This is a genomic window from Maribacter sp. (assembly GCF_039974175.1).
In the GTDB taxonomy this organism is placed as follows: domain Bacteria; phylum Bacteroidota; class Bacteroidia; order Flavobacteriales; family Flavobacteriaceae; genus Maribacter_C.
The window spans coordinates 1,497,336-1,515,290 of the sequence record NZ_JBDWJN010000010.1 but is presented as its reverse complement, the minus strand read 5'-3'; the positions used below and the strand labels follow the sequence as shown (position 1 = coordinate 1,515,290).

At 41.3% G+C, this 17,955-nt stretch carries 12 protein-coding genes; all 12 read left to right on the top strand.

Annotated features, from left to right (window positions below):
- Window positions 1–10 precede the first annotated feature (10 nt).
- A complete protein-coding gene (locus ABJN95_RS15785) occupies window positions 11–1,126 on the top strand; it encodes an alcohol dehydrogenase catalytic domain-containing protein (RefSeq protein WP_348371660.1) in 1,116 nt (371 codons plus the stop codon).
- Window positions 1,126–1,926: an alpha/beta hydrolase-fold protein gene (locus tag ABJN95_RS15780; protein WP_348371659.1), complete on the top strand. Its 801-nt coding sequence runs from the start codon at window positions 1,126–1,128 to the stop codon at window positions 1,924–1,926. The genes ABJN95_RS15785 and ABJN95_RS15780 overlap by 1 nt, the downstream gene beginning before the upstream one ends.
- Before the next feature lie 133 nt (window positions 1,927–2,059).
- The gene (locus tag ABJN95_RS15775) at window positions 2,060–2,947 is read left to right on the top strand and encodes an AraC family transcriptional regulator (RefSeq protein WP_348371657.1); all 888 of its coding nucleotides are present in this window, start codon (window positions 2,060–2,062) and stop codon (window positions 2,945–2,947) included.
- 172 nt (window positions 2,948–3,119) lie between these two features.
- Complete coding sequence (locus tag ABJN95_RS15770; protein ID WP_348371656.1) at window positions 3,120–4,259, top strand: mandelate racemase/muconate lactonizing enzyme family protein; 1,140 nt, start codon at window positions 3,120–3,122, stop codon at window positions 4,257–4,259.
- Window positions 4,260–4,288: 29 nt separating this feature from the next.
- The gene (locus ABJN95_RS15765) at window positions 4,289–5,725 is read left to right on the top strand and encodes an NAD-dependent succinate-semialdehyde dehydrogenase (RefSeq protein ID WP_348371654.1); all 1,437 of its coding nucleotides are present in this window, start codon (window positions 4,289–4,291) and stop codon (window positions 5,723–5,725) included.
- 113 nt (window positions 5,726–5,838) lie between these two features.
- Window positions 5,839–6,510: a bifunctional 4-hydroxy-2-oxoglutarate aldolase/2-dehydro-3-deoxy-phosphogluconate aldolase gene (gene eda / locus ABJN95_RS15760; RefSeq protein ID WP_348371651.1), complete on the top strand. Its 672-nt coding sequence runs from the start codon at window positions 5,839–5,841 to the stop codon at window positions 6,508–6,510.
- A gap of 18 nt (window positions 6,511–6,528) precedes the next feature.
- Window positions 6,529–7,617, top strand: coding sequence for a sugar kinase (locus ABJN95_RS15755; protein ID WP_348371648.1), 1,089 nt, complete (start codon window positions 6,529–6,531; stop codon window positions 7,615–7,617).
- 10 nt (window positions 7,618–7,627) lie between these two features.
- Window positions 7,628–10,528: a sugar-binding domain-containing protein gene (locus ABJN95_RS15750; RefSeq protein WP_348371646.1), complete on the top strand. Its 2,901-nt coding sequence runs from the start codon at window positions 7,628–7,630 to the stop codon at window positions 10,526–10,528.
- 9 nt (window positions 10,529–10,537) lie between these two features.
- The gene (locus tag ABJN95_RS15745; RefSeq protein WP_348371643.1) at window positions 10,538–13,126 is read left to right on the top strand and encodes an alpha-L-rhamnosidase N-terminal domain-containing protein; all 2,589 of its coding nucleotides are present in this window, start codon (window positions 10,538–10,540) and stop codon (window positions 13,124–13,126) included.
- Between the two features lie 9 nt (window positions 13,127–13,135).
- Window positions 13,136–15,007, top strand: coding sequence for a sulfatase (locus ABJN95_RS15740; RefSeq protein ID WP_348371641.1), 1,872 nt, complete (start codon window positions 13,136–13,138; stop codon window positions 15,005–15,007).
- Between the two features lie 15 nt (window positions 15,008–15,022).
- Entirely contained in the window at window positions 15,023–16,585 is a 1,563-nt protein-coding gene (locus ABJN95_RS15735; RefSeq protein ID WP_348371638.1) for an arylsulfatase, read from the top strand.
- Between the two features lie 7 nt (window positions 16,586–16,592).
- Window positions 16,593–17,888, top strand: a complete 1,296-nt coding sequence (locus ABJN95_RS15730; protein WP_348371635.1) for an SLC13 family permease — start codon at window positions 16,593–16,595, stop codon at window positions 17,886–17,888.
- Window positions 17,889–17,955: the final 67 nt, after the last annotated feature.

Sequence of the window (17,955 nt, the reverse complement as noted above, 5' to 3'; positions counted from 1 at the left end):
AAATACAGACATGTCAATAACTTCAAAAGCTGCAATTGCAAAAGGCGACGGAACTTTTGTCATCGATTCGGTAATCGTTGCAGAACCCAAGGCGGATGAAGTTTTGGTAAAAATAATGGCAGCTGGACTTTGCCATACAGACCATGATTCACTGCATTGGGGAAAACCGATAGTGATGGGCCATGAGGGTTCTGGAATTGTAGAAGCAATCGGCACTAATGTAAGCAATGTCACTGTAGGAGATTCGGTCATATTGAATTGGGCGACTCCATGTAGAACTTGTTTTCAATGTATTCGTGGTAATGAACATATTTGTGAAAAGAATTCTCCGGTAGTAGCCGGAGGTAATGGATATACCGAAGGCCATGCCCATTTAGAAGGTACTATCTATCGCAGACAACCTATTGAACGTTCCTTTAATATCGGTACCCTTTCTGAGTATACCTTAGTGAAAGCTTCTGCAGTAGTAAAAAATACGGCTTCAGCAATGTCTTTTGAAGCAGCCAGCATCATAAGTTGCGGGGTAATGACGGGTTATGGATCGGTGGTAAATTCTGCTAAAGTTAAGCAAAACAGTTCGGTTGTAGTATTAGGTACTGGCGGGGTTGGCCTCAGCGTTATTCAAGGAGCAAAAGTCAGCGAGGCGGGTAAAATTATTGCCATAGATATCAACGCAAATCGTTTAACATTGGCAAAAAAGTTTGGTGCCACGCATACCATTTTGGCAGATAAAAATGATAAAGGATTATTACAGGCGGCTCAAGAAGTCAAAAAGCTTACAGAAAACCGAGGGGCCGACTATGCTTTTGAGTGCACCGCAGTTCCAGAATTGGGGGCAGCGCCATTGGCAATGGTACGAAATGCGGGAACGGCGGTTCAAGTCAGTGGAATAGAGCAAGAAATCACCGTTGATATGAATCTGTTTGAATGGGATAAGGTGTATATTAATCCCTTATACGGCGGTTGTAATCCTGAAAAAGACTTTCCTAATATTATTACTCATTTCCAATCGGGAAAATTAAAGCTAGAAGAAATGATAACCAGAACCTATTCTTTAGACCAATTGGAACAAGCTTTTGGCGACATGTTATCAGGAAAAAATGCCAAAGGTGTAATCGTATTTTAATGATGGAAAAAGCATTTAGAACTACGGAAATATCAGACCCGCGATTTGAAAGTGATAATCTTCGGTTTATTACGGTTAAAACCAATAATTTAAAAGGCCGGGGTGATATTTGCGTGTTTGTTCCTCCTATTGAAAATGTGGCTAACCTGCCCTTAGTGATTTTACTGCATGGTGTATATGGAAGTGCCTGGGTCTGGTCGCAAAAAGCGGGGGTTCATCGAACGGCCTGGGAAATGATACAAAAAGGAACGATACAACCCATGGTCATCGCAATGCCATCTGACGGTTTATGGGGTGATGGCTCAGCCTATCTTCCGCACCGTCAAAACGATTTTGAAAAATGGATTGTTGAAGATGTACCTTTAGCGGTTCAGCAGAACATCGCACAAGTGAGTTCGACATCAAATTGGTTTATTTCAGGATTGTCTATGGGAGGTTTTGGAGCACTTCGTTTGGGTATTAAGTATTTCGAAAAGTTTAAGGCTATTTCTGCACATTCAGCGATAACCGATATTGAACAAATGCCCTTGTTCGTTGAAGAAGCCACAGAAAACTACAGGCAAATTCCAGAACAGGAAAATTCCCTTATCGCAATGTTGAGCAATCAAAATTCAAACTTGCCAAAAATTCGATTTGATTGTGGCCTTGACGATGATTTACTGGAGGCCAATCGCGCTTTGCACGGACATCTAAAAAATTCACAAATAGAACATATTTATCAGGAATTTCCAGGTGCGCATGAATGGTCCTATTGGCAAGCGCATATAAAAGACTCCTTACTGTTTTTTAACACTATTTAATGAATAGGATTTGTAAAAGGGTTAATTATTAACTAGTTTAAAGCTGTGAAATGAGCCAAATAACTTCTTTAGCACGCAACGAAAGTGCTATGGGCGAACTACATCTGGCCGACTAAAAAGTAAAATTCAGCAGATGAAACTGCAATTTAAACCTTCGGAACAAGATGCTCTTAGCTCAATTGTAGCAAGGAGAGTGCATAGGCCTTATGTAGGTGGCGATTGGCATTTTCATAAAGAGTTCGAACTGATATACTTTTTAAAAGGTCATGGTATGCGTATTGTTGGTGATCATATCTCCAACTTTCAAAAAGGGGAACTCGTACTAGTGGGTGAATGGTTACCTCATTTATGGCGCAACGATGAGCGTACCACCAAAGATGAAGTGGTGGATTTTATTGTGGTAAAATTTCCGAAAGTGCTTGACGGTGTCGACCTTTTTTCGTTGCCAGAACTAACCCATATCAAAGCGCTTTTAAAAGAGTCGAATCGGGGACTTCTATTTTCCGGAAAAATTCAGGCACTGGTGCATAAATCCATGTTAAAGCTGTGCAAAGCTTCGTCCGCCCAAAAGCTGATTTCCTTTCTAGGCATATTGCAAACCTTATCAAAAAGCCAAGACCATAAGACCTTATCAAGTCCTAATTTTTCTATTCCGAAAGAAGTTGGTGGTGAAAATCGATTGCACAAGGTTATCAATTATATTTCGGCAAACTATGCACAGAATATTTACCTAGAAGAAATAGCAACTGTTGCGGCAATGACACCTCCAGCATTTTGTAGATTTTTTAAAACCCGAACCAACAAGACCTTTTCTTTGTTTTTGAATGAAGTAAGAATTAGTAAGGCTTGTCAACTTTTAATTAATGGCGAAGCACCGATCAAACAGATATGTTACGACGTTGGTTTTTCTTCGCTGACAAATTTCAACAGAACATTTAAAAATTTCAAAGGAACTTCTCCCAGTAGTTTTAGAGACGGTTATAGTAGTTTCAGACGGCAAAACCTTGAACTTATTTCTTAGTTTTATGTGCGAAATAGGTATTGACTAGACCGTATTCTGCTAGCTTATCTGATGAATCCTTTCGGTCTGGGTTAAAATAGGGTCAATCCTAGATAATTGCCAACTATTTTTTTGTAATACCTTTCCTAAATTTAATACTCGATTCAAATAGTATGAACCAACCAATAATCATATGAAAATCAGTAAAGTAGAGGCATTTGTTTTATCTGATAAGCTTCAAGAAAGCTTTTTCTTTTCACAATGGGAATACAGTGAAAGGCGCATTTGCATTGTAAAAGTAACCACTGACGACGGTATCTGTGGTTGGGGTGAGGGCTATGGTCCGGCAGATGTCATAAAGGCAGGAATAGAACTAATAACCCCTCTATTAATAGGAAAGAACCCCATAGAGCAGGAAACGCTTTGGTTTGAAATGTACCGAAAAACTTTAGATTATGCTCGAAGAGGCGTTTTATCGGCGTCTATAAGTGCCGTTGATGTTGCCTTGTGGGATTTGAAAGGGAAAGTCTTACAGCAACCCGTAAGCGTTCTTATGGGAGGGCAACATCGGCAAAAGGTAGTTCCTTATGCTACAGGTTTGTATTTTTCTAAATCGAATAAACTTACCCAAGATTTAGCAGATGAGGCAAAAAATTATGTTGCCCAAGGCTTCAAAGCTATAAAGATGAAAGTTGGTTTTTCAATTGCTGCCGATGTTGAACATGTACAGGCAGTGCGGGAAGCATTAGGGAAGGATATCAAACTAATGATAGATTCTAATCATGCCTATAGCCTGCGAGAAGCGGCTGAATTGGCCAGAAAGTTAGAAGGCTATGATATCGAATGGTTCGAGGAACCTGTTTCCCCTGAGTTTTACCATCAGTATCGCGAATTAAGAAGTAAGACCAGCATACCCATCGCAGGAGGCGAGTGCGAATATTTACGATACGGATTTCAGCAATTGCTGCAAAATGACTCGGTAGATATTTTACAGGTTGATATTTGTGCTGCAGGGGGCCTAACGGAAGCAAAACGAATTGCCACCTTGGCAAGTACAAGGGGAGTAGAAGTCATTCCTCATGTTTGGGGCACTGGAATTGCCTTTCATGCAGCCCTACATTTTATTGCTAATTTAGAACCAATTCCGGGAAGATTATACCCTCCAGACCTTTATATCGAGTACGATAGAACTGAAAATGGTATTCGAGAAGCATTAACAGCTCCTGCAATACAGATGCAAGACGGCTATATTGATGTACCTCATAGCCCAGGTTTGGGTATTGAAATTAAAGAAGATGTGGTACGCCACTATGCAACTGAAATCTTAATTTAAGCAAAGCAATAAGCAATAAGCAATAAGCAATGGATTTCGGATATCTAAAATTGTATATCGATGGAAAATTGGTTGATGCCCATGATGGAAAGCGTCATTCGGTAATTTGTCCGGCAAATGAGGAGAAGACCGCTGAAATTGCGTGGGCGGGGGTCAAAGATGCAGAGTTGGCATTAGCGGCTGCCCAAAAAGGTTTTGCATATTGGTCGAAATTGTCTTTGGCAGAGCGTACCGAATGGATGCGTAAACTAAGAACTGCCGTTTTAGAAAGAGAGCACGACTTGCGTTCAGCAATGGTTTACGAGATGGGCAAAACCTATGCTGGCGCTTGGGAAGATATTGAGGCTGTAATCAACGCTTTGGAATGGTATCCCGCAGCGATGAAGAATATGCGAGATGAGCAAATACCCGATTACGAAAATACCCATACCCACAAGATGGTACATCAACCCGCTGGGGTTGCGGTCGCCTATTTGGCATGGAATTTTCCTCTTCTGAACGTTGGGTTCAAGATGGGCCCAGCTTTGGCATCTGGCTGTTCTCTGATAATAAAACCCTCTGCAGCTTCGCCCATGTCGGCTTATTTAATGGGTGAAATCTTACATACTATTGATTTTCCTGCGGGGGTGGTGAATATTCTTTGCGGTCCTAGTAGTGAGGTTGCGCATACCATGACCACAAGTACAATTCCCGCTGTATTAACCATGATTGGTTCTACTGCTACGGGTCAAAAAGTCATTGCTGACAGTACAACGTCAATAAAAAAACTGGGTATGGAGTTGGGAGGGAACGCTCCCTTTATTGTTTTCGAAGATGCCGATTTCGAAAAAGCATTGGAATTAGGAATTGCCTTAAAATATGGTAATACAGGTCAAGTTTGTGTGGCCGCAAATCGCATCTTTGTACATAAAAATATATATGATAAGTTTTTGGCGGCCTATGTTAAAAGAGCTTCTGAACTGAAATTAGGTCATGGCGTGGATGCTGAGGCGGATATGGGACCCATGGTTTCTAGAAAAGACCGTGACCGAATGTTTGCACTTATCAAAGACGCTGTTGCTAAGGGAGCCATACTAGAATACGGTGGCCATATTCCAGAAGGTAAAGAGAAGGGCAACTGGTTAGAACCTACTGTACTCTCTGGAGTGACACCAGATATGGAGGTGTTTCGAAAAGAAACTTTTGGCCCCATAGGTTCTTTAATGTCCTTTGAAACAGATGATGAAGTTTTAGACCTGGCAAATGACACAGAATACGGATTGGCTTCTTATATTTTCACCAATGATCACAAACGAATCGAACGTTTTTCAAGAGAGCTACAATTTGGTGAAATACAAATCAATGGTGTGAAGTATGCTATATATCTACCTCATGGGGGGATAAAGAATAGTGGTATTGGTCACGATTGTTCGCATTTGGCCTTGGATGATTATTTGATAAAAAAACGAATTTCGATGGCGATCTGATGTACTAAAACCATTTCGCCTCTAATTATGTTCATTGGTTTTATTAATTTGTTGTGGCAATACTATCTTCGAACAGTATTTGCAAATTCAAGTTTAAAACCGAAAACCAAAGTATGGAACAGATTTCCCAACAGGCCATGTCGCCTGATTTGATACAAAAAATAGACCAGGCAGGAATCATTGCGGTATTGATTGTCGATGACGTAACCCATGCCGTTCCCTTGGCCAATGCACTCTTAGCGGGTGGTGTAGATACCATTGAGTTAACGCTTCGTACTCCGGCAGCATTAGCTGCGGCCAAAATCATTAAAAAAGAAGTGCCTGAAATAACCTTAGGATTCGGAACCGTTTTGACCGTTGACCAAGTAAAAGCAGTGGTAGATGTAGGCGCAGATTTCGCGGTTTCGCCGGGTTGCAATCCAAAAATTATAGCCGAAGCCCATAGGCAAGGCTTATCATTCGCACCTGGCATAATGACACCGTCAGACATCGAAATTGCAATTCAAGAAGGGTGTCGCATTCTGAAATTTTTCCCGGCGGCAACTTCGGGAGGAATAAAACATTTGGAGAGTATGTCGGCACCTTATAATTATCTGGGATTAAAGTTTATTCCCTTAGGAGGGTGTAATTTAAGTAATGCTCCTACCTATTTGGAATCTAGTTTGATAACCGCTATTGGCGGAACATGGGTGGCGAAAAGAAACTTGATTCAATCTGAAGATTGGAGTACGATTACCAACAACGCAAAAGAAATTAGAAGCCTAATCACAAAAATCAGGTCATAGAACCACGTATCTAAACATATGAAGAAAGTAGTAACCTTTGGAGAGATTATGGGGCGCTTTGCCTCACCAGCAAATTTGCGTTTAAGACAGACCAGAAATTTGGAAGTCACTTATGCTGGCGCCGAAGCTAGCGTAGCTGCATCCATTTGCAATTTTGGAGGAGAAGCCCGTTATATAACAGCCTTACCCAAACACGCCTTGGCTGAAGCCACAATGGACTCCGTACGGGCAGTTGGTATTGACACCGATTATATATTGAGAACCGATACTGGTCGGCTGGGGTTATACTTTTTGGAAACAGGCGCAAACCAAAGGCCTAGTAATGTAATTTACGATAGGGCTGAATCGGCGGTATCCATTACACCGGCTAGCGCCTATGACTGGGAGCATATCTTTAAAGATGCACAATGGTTGCATTTGAGTGGAATTACCCCAGCACTTTCGAAAATTGCTGCAGAAGCAACACTTGTTGCGGCGCAAAAAGCCAAGGCTGCAGGGGCTTCAGTTTCTATCGATTTAAACTTTAGAGGGAAACTTTGGAAATGGGATGCCAATTATTCTGCCAAAGAACTGGCGCAAAAAACCATGCGCGATATCTTGCCTTTCATTGACGTAGTCGTGGGCAATGAAGAAGATTGCCATGATGTTTTGGGCATTCAAGCTGGAGATACTGATGTGCATTCAGGTGCATTAGATACTTCTCGATACCCAGATGTAGCACGGCAAGTAGTGCAACAATTTCCCAATGTAAGCAAAGTAGCCATCACCCTGCGTGAAAGTCTCTCGGCTAGCCATAACAATTGGGGAGCGATGCTGTTTGATGCCGCGACAGATACGCCTTCTTTTGCGCCATTGGATGAAAATGGAAATTATAAACCCTATCAGATTAAGAATATAGTTGATCGCGTTGGTGGTGGTGATTCCTTCGCAGGGGGATTGATATTTGCTTCTATTACTCCTGAATTAAAAGAAACACAAACTGCTGTAAACTATGCAGTTGCAGCCTCATGTTTAAAGCATTCTATAAAAGGAGATTTCAATTATTCTACTAGAGCCGAGGTTGAACGATTGATGGGAGGCAATGCCTCTGGCCGCGTGGTTCGTTAAACTATAGTTTATGAAATCTAAAAATGCTTTTGTGCTGCTATTTCTCTTAGGTATACAAGCATTTTGTTTTGCTCAGACTGAACTTTCTCTTAACGGCCAATGGGAAATTATTTTTGATGAAACCAATGAGGGAAGGTCTGCCGGCTGGCAAAGAGATTCCATATTTCAAAACCATCCGAACATACAGCAAATTCAAGTACCAAGCAGTTGGGAATTGATACGGCAAGATTACGAAGGAGTTGGTTTTTATCGCCATGAATTTCGCGTACCTGTAGACTGGAAGAATAAAGTAGTTCGCTTGCATTTTGGCGCGGTCAATTACCTATCTGAATTTTGGCTAAACGATGAAGTAGTCGGTTTCCATGAAGGAGGATTTACACCTTTTGAATTTCGCGTAGATGAGTTGCTAAATGTTGGAGGAAAGAATGTACTTACTGTTCGGGTCGTAGGCCCTATCTTATTGTCAGACAAAGAGGTAGATGGTGTGAAACCCTTGGAGACTCCACAATGGCGGGGCGGCATTTCAGGTGGAATATGGCAAGAAGTGAAACTAGTTGCCACCAATGAAATTTATGTGGACGACGTTTTTATCGAACCGAGAATCAGCGATAATACGGCGACCTTTCATGTAGCATTAGACCAAACAGCCATTAAGGGAATAACTGCAGCGATTGAAATTAACATCACTTCACAGACCGATACGACCAATACTATTGCCAGCATAAAAGAAGATTGGGAAGTCCATCCTGGGAAAAACAAAAAGAACTACACCTTAGAAATTCCTAGTTCAACGTATTGGTCTCCTGAGCACCCAAATCTGTATAGGGCCGAACTTAGCGTAACGGCCAACGGAGCAGTTTCAGATACATGGAGTGATCGTTTCGGCTTACGCGAACTTACGATCAAAGACAAAGATTATTATCTCAATGGAAAGCCTATATATATCAAAGCCACATTTTTTGAGGGACTCTATCCCAATGGAATAGCTTACCCAGACTCTAAAGAAATGGCGATAAGGGAAATTCAGTTGGCTAAGGAAGCTGGCTTCAATATGATTCGACCTTGGCGACATCCACCGACGCCTATGTGGTTAGATTTGGCTGATGAAATGGGTGTACTTGTGGTCGGGAGTCCTGCCTTGGAATGCATGCAATTGCCTTTATCGACTCCGTATTTATCGAAAAGAGTTGAAAATGAAGTAACACAAACCATTCTGCGTGATAGAAATAGAGCCAGTATCGTACAATGGGAACTCTTTAATGAATTACATCGACCCGTTCTAAAACAATTGATGCGACCAATGGCCATGGTCACTAGAACTCTTGACCCGACGCGTTTAATTCTAGACGAGTCCGGTGGATGGGCGTTTGGAGCAAATATGTATTTGCCCAATGAATTCGAGCCAACGAAATTTAATGATATTCACAATTATCCCGGACCATTTATTACAAAAGCCAAGTATGACGGTTATTTATCGATTGGCCTAACGGAAGAAGAGAAGGAAGCCAGAGGGTATAAAGCAAAAACACCGGGTAGAAATGTTGTTCCGGGATTAATGTCTTTTGTTTCGGAATTGGGCTATGGAAGCCTTCCTGATTTGACGACTAACAATCAAAAGTTCGAAAAAGATGGAAATCCGCTAACGCCCGCCTATCGTTATCACATGCGTTTGGCCAAGGAACAGGAAGCGCTTTTGGAAGAAAGTGGATTTAAGAAGCTCTATCCTGATATGCAGCAATTTTATTTAGAGCAGCAACAAATTCACGGAGCTGCGAACAAACGCATGATAGAAGCGGTGCGGTCAAATCCTAAGGTCGATGGCTATTGCATTCACGCCTTGGCAGCTGGAGACTGGATTTTAGGCGCGGGACTCATTGACCTCTGGAGAAATCCGAAGTCATACGCGTACGAAGCGACCAAAGCGGCCAACCAACCACAGTTATTATCAATTCGGGCGGAACCTCGTAATACCTATTCCAAAAATGGAATTGACCTAAGCATTAATGGTATCAATGATTTGGAAAGTGTAACCGCCAACTTACGAATAAAAATAAGCGACCTTAGAGGGAAAACAGTCTTTGAACAACAAATGAATATTGATTGGGCTTCGGGTGTTTCAAAACTTCTCGAGCAGAAGATCAATACCTCAGATTGGTCTGGTAGCTATTTGGTATCAGCAGAAGTCACTTCAACCGATGGTACCGTTTTGAACCAAAACACAACTGATTTTGATGTTTTTAATACGAACGCACTAACTACCACAGCAACGAAAGTTGCAGTACTAGATAGCGATAAAACCCTATCTCCGTTCTTAAAGCAATCTAGAATCAAAACTACCAACTTTTCAAAATACACCGATATTACGGTGCCCGTATTCGTCACCAAAGCATTACCGAAAACTGCATTAGATAAAAGAAGGTTCACTGCCCTTGACGCTTTTGTCAAAAAAGGAGGAACTGTTGTTTACATTGATGGCACCAAAGAAGATACTGACCACTCCAATAGTCTATTTCCTTTTGCCGCAAACGCACACCCAGCGGTAGGATTATGGACTTGCATGGGGCATATAGTACATGAACATCCTATTTTTCAGGGACTTCCCACAAAAGGAATGATGCGAAATGTCTATGAAAATGTTTGGCCAATGACCACCCTGCGCGATTTAAGAGCTAAGGAAGAAACTAAAATTGAGGTCATAGTCGGCACGGTTGCCTTTGATTGGTTTTCGAAAGAACATAAAATGAACTATTCAGGCCCTGGTGCATCTTGGTGGGGTTCTGAATTGGCAATCGTTCATTCTGGAAAAGGACGCTATTTAATTTCGCAATTACGCTTGGTCGAAAATTTAGGCAAAGACCCTGTGGCTGATAAAATTCTATTCAATATGATTAATTTCTTGTCCAAAAAATAAGTTTCACCTATGAAGGTTTGGTTTTTGCTTCTTGGTTTTCTAGCTTGTTACAACACTAGTGTTGCACAGGCTCAAGACCTTGGCAATGGGCTCAAAGGAATTTGGCAACAGCCAGCACAACCACTGGATATTGCACCTTGGAAAGCCCAATGGATTTGGATGAACGATTCAATTTCTTCCAATGCTTTGTTAGCTAGAAAGACCTTTGACATTACAGAACTTCCTGATACTGCAATTTTGAGAATTACGGCAAGTTCGCAATACCAACTTTTTTTAAACGGGAAATATGTGCGACGTGGGCCTGCAAGAAGTGCTCCCCATCATCAATCTTTCGATATGTTCGATATTTCTAAATGGCTTACCCTTGGAAAGAATTCAATAGCAGTTCGTGTGCATCGTCAACAAAACAAGTATTCATATCACTTTGAGCAACGAGGTGGATTGCTAGCGCAACTAGACCTCAGTTCGAAAGGAAAATTAGAGACACTATCCTCAAACTCCGACTGGAAGGTCTCATCAGAGCCGTCATGGGACAATACATCTTCAACCATAAATCGGTTTCAACAAGTTGTGAACGATAGGGTAGACATGAGAAAATATATACAACATTGGGACCAGATCGATTTTGATGATTCACAATGGCAAAAAGCAAGTCCACTTTATCGAAATAGTGGCTGGCCTGCGGTTCAGAAAAATGACACACCCAATGAACTGACCACGCCATGGACAAGTTTGGTTCCAAGAGACATTCCATATTTAAATGAGGGACAGGTTGGAGCACAAAATTTGATCCATGCTGCACAAGTAAATGGAGATGAGTTTATTGAACCTATTCGCATTTCGAGACAATTGCCAAAAGATTTTAGCCATGCAATCAAAAGGCATATTTCTAAAAATTCACCCCTTGAAATTCCTAAAGTAGAGAAGGGTAAGAAATGGTTTTTATTATTTGACTTAGGAAAAGTTTTGAACGGCACACCAAATTTGGTAATTCAAGGACCATCAGGAACTGTTATTGAAATTGTTGGAGCACCCTATGCCATAGATAACAAGTTTACCTACAAAGTTGTAGATTCAGAATTTAGAGATAAAGTTGTCTTGTCTGGTAAAAAAGATCATTGGGAAGCAACCTATTTTAAACCTTTTCGATATATGGGTTTGATGGTGCACAATTTCGAAGCCCCTGTAAAACTATATTCTGTAGGTACTAGAAGCTTAACATATCCCTTTGAAAAACAGGGGAATATGATAGCGAAAAAAGCCCCGTGGGTTGAAAACTATATGAATGCAACTGCCAAAACCATTGAGGTATGTACAACAGATGCTTTTACAGACAATTATCGCGAACGCAGGCAATACGCCCAAACAGGATATTATGCAGCCTTGGGTAATTACTACCTTTTTGGCGATACCGCCCTCCAACGTCGCTATCTTATACAAACCTCCCAAGAGCAAGAACCCAACGGAATTATGCCGGCCTATGCACCTGCAGGAAGTGACGACTACATGGTCATTCTAGATTCCAATTGTCTGTGGATTCGAAGTCTTCACGATTACCTGTTATATTCTGGTGACTTTACGACCGTGAGAGCACTATTTGCCAGTGCCTCAAAGCTAATGGAAGCGCTTGCTGGTTTTACAAATGAAATGGGAATGATAGATAGTCCCCCTTACCCGTATTGGCTAGATCATGCAATGTTAGACCGACGTGGGGCCAATCTCAACCTTAACGGACATTATTTAGGAGCTTTAGAAGATTTTGCAAAGATTTTGGAATGGCTTGAAAAACCAGAAAGTGAATACTATCGGAAAAAAGCAGCACTGCTTCGAACTTCGTTACAAACCAAACTGTGGAATAAGGAAAGAGAGCTTTTTACCGATGCGCTCATAAATGGTGAACAATCTGAAATGTTTAGTGAGCATTCGAATAGCACGGCACTTGCCTTAAACATTGCCACGCAAGAACAGGCAACCAAAATTGCTGAACAATTAGTAGAAAACGACCGGCATAATTACATCAAAAGAGCGTCAGGACTTGTTATGGTGACGCCTGCAATGTCTTATTATTTGCACAAAGGGCTATGTGAGTATGGATTTATAGACCAATCATTTGAAATGTTCCGTTCGCGTTTTAACAAGATGCTTACACCGGCCACTAATGGTACCCTTTGGGAGGAGTGGTGGTTGAATGGTACGGGTCGCACAGGAGAATTTGATGACCGAAAAACACGTAGCGATGCACAGACCGAAAGTGCTTTCCCTCCGGCGTTATTTGCGAATTACCTTCTGGGAATCAAGCCTACAAAACCCGGAATGAAAGAGATAGAAATCAGACGTACGAAATCAAGAATTCAGCAGCTTGAAGCCAATATTCCCACTCCAGAAGGTAATTTATTTGTCAAATGGGATGTAATTAAAAAAGGAGTAAAATCACTGCAACTGCAAGTTCCGGGAAATATGAAAATTAGACTTGATTTGAAAAGCTTGCTAGGAGGAGGAGCCACAAGGATTTCAATCGATGGCAGAAGCTTAGATCAAGAACTAAAAGCAAATCAATATTTTATACTTGAAAATGGAAGCCATACCGTTCACTTTTAGATAAATACTATGATGTTATACAAAAAAATAGTGCCCTGGTCCGTGTTTTTAGTTTTGCTCTTTTCTTGTGAGGAAAAACAAGAAATGAAGGAAGTTCCAAATATCATATGGCTTGTTAGTGAAGACAATTCGAAGCATTATTTAAAACTATATGATGAAGGCGGAGCATCGATGCCTAACGTAGAAGCTTTAGCAAAAAAAGGTGTCGTTTTTAACAACGCCTTTTCCAACGCTCCGGTTTGTTCTGTGGCTCGCAGCACAATAATTGCAGGTTGTTATGCTCCCAGGGTGGGCACGCAATACCATCGCAGAATGCAATTGGCTCCAATGCCTGAAGGTTTGAAGATGTTTCCTGAGTATTTAAGGGAAGCTGGATATTATGCTACGAACAATGCCAAAGAAGATTATAATTTCATAAAATCCGATAGTGTTTGGGACGAATCCTCAAAGAAGGCAAGCTATAAAAATCGCAAACCTGGGCAACCTTTTTTTCATGTTCAGAATTTCCATAGCACCCATGAAGGGCAATTGCATTTTAGCGAAGACCAAATGGACAGTATTCCTACTAAGACCCCAACAGAAAATGTTGCCGTTTTTCCATATCACCCAGATACACCGACCTATCAATACACCAATGCCTACTATAGAGATTTGCATCAAAAAGTGGATTCAGAAATTGGAGATTTCCTCAATCAGTTGGAAAAAGAGGATTTAATGGAGGATACGATAATCTTCTATTACGGTGACCATGGAGGGGTACTTCCAAGAAGCAAAGGCTATGTTTATGAGAGTGGTCTTCATGTACCGATGGTGGTCTATGTTCCCGAAAAGTGGAATCATTTGGCACCCGTCGAAATGGGAACCAGAACAGATGCCTTTGTGCAATTTGTTGATTTGGCTCCAACGGTTTTAAACTTAGCGGGTCTCGCTATACCAACACAAATCGATGGTGACCCATTTTTAGGGGACTCTGTAAATAAAGAAAATTTTCACCAGCGAAATACGGCTTTTGGTTATGCAGATAGATTTGATGAAAAATATGACTTGGTACGCTCTATTCGAAAGGGAAAATTCAAGTACATTAGAAATTATCAACCTTTCAATGTTGATGCGCTCTACAACTTCTATAGATACAAGATGTTGGCCTATAAAGAATGGGAAGAGCTTTATACAAATGGAAAATTAAATGAGGCACAAGAACAATTTTTTAAACCACGAGCTGCTGAAGCCTTGTACGACCTAGAAAACGACCCACATGAAATTCATAATCTAGCAGCCGACCCATCACAGCAATCCATTTTAAGAGAACTTCGGTCTAGTTTGCAGAACCAAGTAAAGGCCTTGCCTGATCTTAGTTTTTACCCAGAACCTTACTTCCTCGAAGCCGGGCTAGTGAACCCCGTTGCATTCGGACAACAAAACAAGACCGAAATCGCTGAACTAATCGATATTGCCGACCTTAGTCTAAAACCATTCGAGGAGGTTAAAACGGATCTTGAGAATGCGTTAAAATCAGAAGATCCATGGAAAAGATATTGGGGTTTAATAGTTTGTAGTTACTTTGGAAAGGAGTCCTATCCGTTTTTTAAAATGGGCGTTCAGTTGTCAAAATATGATAAAAACAATTTGGTTAGGTTACGGGCTGTTGAATTCTTATTGTTACACCTACAAAATGTACCGACAGATTTAATATTGGAAATCTTAGAAAATGCAAAATCTGAAGCGGAGACCAATTTGATATTGAATAGTATTGCCTTAGTAAAAACCGAGAATTCTGAACTTAAACTTAATATTCCCAAAACCATGTTTCGTGAAGAATGGTATGATAAAGAAGGAGACTTAGTAAACCGACGTCTTGATTTTATCAACTCCGAGAACTAACTTAAACTGATGAAAATGAAAAAAAGTATCAATTTCGAATTTCTAATTTCCTTATGTTTCATAATAGTATTGGTTTCGTGTAAGGAAGAACCAAAAGAGGTTGTAACATCGGAAGTACAAAACAAGCCCAATATCGTGATCATCTATGCCGATGATTTGGGGTATGGTGAATTAGGAGCCTACGGAGCAACAGCACTGAAAACGCCTAATCTAGATATACTGGCAAATGGCGGAATGCGCTTTACAAATGGCTACGCCTCCTCAGCCACTTGTACACCAAGCCGGTACGCCTTGTTGACGGGGGTATACCCATGGAGAAATAAACGCGCAAAAATACTTCCGGGAACAGCTCCTTTAATTATAGACACCGCTCAAACTACCATCCCTAAAATGCTCAAAAAACAAGGATATCACACCGGAATCGTTGGAAAATGGCATTTGGGTCTTGGTTCTGGAAATGTAAATTGGAACGAGCGTATAAGTCCCGGTCCGAACGAAGTGGGCTTTGATTATAGCCATATTTTGGCGGCTACCCAAGATCGCGTTCCAACTGTCTACATTGAAGACGGACATGTCGTAAATCTCGATTCAAATGATCCGATTGAAGTCAACTATAAAGAGAATTTTGAAGGAGAGCCAACAGGCTTGGAGAATCCTGAGATGTTGAAAATGAAATGGCATCACGGACACAACAACAGTATCGTAAACGGAATTCCCCGTATCGGTTTTATGAAGGGGGGTGAAGCTGCGAAGTGGATAGATGAAGACATGGCAGATTACTTTTTGGCCGAGGCGCAAGACTATGTAACAAAACATAAAAACGAACCTTTCTTTTTATACTACGCCTTACAGCAACCACACGTACCGCGAACACCACATGCCCGTTTTGTAGGTTCTTCCGGTATGGGCCCGAGAGGTGATGTCATTGTGGAGGCTGACTGGATGGTTGGCGAGTTCATCAATACTTTAGAAGCTGAAGGACTATTGGAAAACACCCTCATTATATTTTCAAGTGATAACGGACCAGTAGTTAATGATGGTTATTACGATGACTCAGTGGAAAAACTTGGAAGTCACCAACCTGCAGGAGCTCTACGTGGTGGAAAATATAGTCTTTTCGAAGCGGGTACGCGTGTGCCGTTCATTTCTTACTGGAAGGGAAAAATTACCGCTGGTACCTCAGATGCCATGGTATCTCAACTAGATCTGTTTTCTTCGCTTGCGGCACTGGTTAATAGTAGTGAAAGTACAAATGACAGTAAGCAATTATTGAATCTACTTCTAGGAAAAAGCCAAGATGGCCGTGACCAAATGGTTATAGAAGCGACGTCGAGAACAGCCTTTCGAAAAGGAGATTGGGCCATGATTCCTCCTTATGACGGTCCGGCTATAAACAAACAAGTGAATATTGAATTGGCCAATTCAGACGAATATTTATTGTACAATTTGAAAGAGGATATTGGGCAGCAAAACAATCTTGCTAAAAGTAATCCTGAAAAGCTACGGGAAATGATTGCTGCTTACGAAGCAGTTCGGGGAACCGAAAATACCGAGGTAGAACAACTCGAACTCAAATAGAAAATAGATGACTGGCCTCGCTGTTTTAGTCGGATGTATTGTATTGCTCATCGTGGCGATTACAATTTTGAAGGTACACCCGATTCCAGCGCTATTGATTGCTGGCTTAGTTTTAGGGTTATCTTCTGGAAGTTCGGTAGAAGCAGTTACTGAAAGTCTGTTAAGCGGGTTTGGAAATACCCTAAAGTGGATTGGCCTCGTCATACTTTTTGGAACCTTGCTAGGGGAAATCTTAGCCGTAACGGGTGGTGCTGATGTGATCGCTGAGAGTGTCATCAAGGTCTTTGGCATCAAACGGCTGCCGATGGCTATGGCCGTTATTGGTTTTTTGGTCGGCATTCCTGTTTTTGTTGATGTTGCTTACCTAACTCTTTTGCCAACTGTGGTTGCCTTATCAAGAAATTCGGGGCATTCTGTACTTGTTTTAGGCCTTTCGTTGGCCAGTAGTCTGACCGTTGCACATGCTTTAATTCCGCCTACACCTGGCCCATTAGCAGTGGCCGCCATTCTTGAAACTGATGTCGGCGGAATGATACCTTTTAATGTTACCATAGGATTAGTCGCTGTTATCGGAGGTTTAATCTGGATAAAATTTAACCAAAAGAACTTGTCGATTCCACTTTCTAAAGAAGTAGTGCAAATAGAAGAAGATAAAACAACCATTCTTGGTTTCAAGCGTATACTTCCCTTCGTAGCCTTATTAAGTCCATTGGTTCTAATGGGAATGGGAAACTTCTTCTCAAGTGAGCAGCCTGTAATAGCTTTAATTAAAAATCCGGTTTGGGCATTGCTCATTGGAGTTGTTTTTGCGCTACCCCTGCTTTCAAGAAAGGATTTTTCGAAGAATCTAAATGACTATTTTCAAACAGCAGGTGCAAAATCAGCTACAGTCATTTTGATAACCGGTACGGGTGGTGCCTTCGGGCAAGTCATTAAGGATACAGAAATCGTAAGTTCTTTATTACCCGAGGCGGGAGGACTAGCAGCTTTTGGAATTATCCTCCCATTTCTCCTAAGTTTTATGTTTACAACAGTAACGGGCTCCATTACCGTTTCTTTAATAACTACGGCTTCGCTTATGGCCCCTATGGTTACCAATGGAAGTTTACCTGCCGAGTTGACCGCCGCAGCAATCGGCGCGGGTTCATTGGGTGTTATTCACGTGAACAGTAGCTTTTTCTGGTTGTTTAAGGAAGTTCACGATTTATCTACAACCAAAGTTTTGAAATCATTTAGCGTTTTGTCGGCTGTAGTAGCATTGGCAGGAGGTCTTATGGTGCTTTTATTACACTATTTAGGTTAGCGAATTGCTTTTCGAACTGTCATAGTCATTCCGTTCCTAGGAACTATGCTATTTTATCCTTCTTAGT